Annotated in this window: 1 protein-coding gene and 1 pseudogene; both read right to left on the minus strand. The window is 49.0% G+C overall.

What is annotated here, in order from left to right:
- Positions 1-109 (minus strand): annotated as a pseudogene (locus E2L05_RS21450) (IS6 family transposase); the annotation flags it as partial.
- A 122-nt stretch (positions 110-231) separates the two neighbouring features.
- Positions 232-624 (minus strand): Abi family protein, encoded by a 393-nt coding sequence (locus E2L05_RS21395; RefSeq protein ID WP_133344889.1) that lies wholly within the window; start codon positions 622-624, stop codon positions 232-234.
- Positions 625-937: the final 313 nt, after the last annotated feature.

The raw sequence follows: 937 nt of genomic DNA on the forward strand, positions 1-937 counted from the left end.
GATCAACCACGTCTTGATAGGAGAGCGGGTAGCGCAAATACCAACGCACCGCGCAAAGGATGAAGTCCCTTGGAAAACGGTGGTGCTTAAATGGCGACTTGCGTGGCATGCTTCACCTCAAAACGTAAAAGTGGCGAAACCCAACGATTAATGCAACAGTCCCGGACGCAATGGCATGCGGGCGGTTGAAGACGCGTTCTGAAATCTAATGTTCATCCAGAATGATTTGGATTATTTCCAAATTGAAGCATCACGCCAGCCCTCAGGGAATCCCGCTGCTAACGTAGAAATTTCTTTCGGAAGAGTTTTTTCTGTTACCAACGTAGCAAACCGCTGGTGCCACTCCGTCTTTGGATGGAGTCTTTTCATTATGAAAATAATGGCCACCAACGCTCCGTAAAGACGGGTCGAATGGTGGTCGTGTATTTTTCCTCGACCGTTTCTCATGTGGTCAAAATCCGTAAGCTGACCAACTTTCTGAAACCCTGGTCGGTTGGTCAGGGCCTTGTTCCAAAGGCGGGAATGATGGGCGCAAGCATTGCGAACCTCGTTGAGGCTTGCCATCCAGGAAATGAGCGTTCTTTGCTCCAGAGCCGGATCTATGCCCGAGCAGATCAAGGTCATATTCTTGGCGGGACTGTTGCATTAAGTGTATGCCCGGAGCACTGACGGAAACCGCATTCCATATATAGAATAATTGAGCCTCGTCGCCTCAACATATGGTACGCAACAGAGTGCTGTCTTTGTCATTTTCGAACCAAGTTAGATTAATGCAACAGTCCCGCTTCACGGCAATGAAGCTGAGCATAACGGTGCCCACCGCTCCTCGAAAAGCTCGGGCAAATCGCAACGGACAAACTCATGAGGTGAACATGTGTTGATTTCTGCTGAGAAGTGACCCGGTATTTTCACCGAGAATTGACCCACCCTTGTTTAT

Source organism: Meridianimarinicoccus aquatilis (assembly GCF_004358675.1).
Taxonomy (GTDB): domain Bacteria; phylum Pseudomonadota; class Alphaproteobacteria; order Rhodobacterales; family Rhodobacteraceae; genus Meridianimarinicoccus; species Meridianimarinicoccus aquatilis.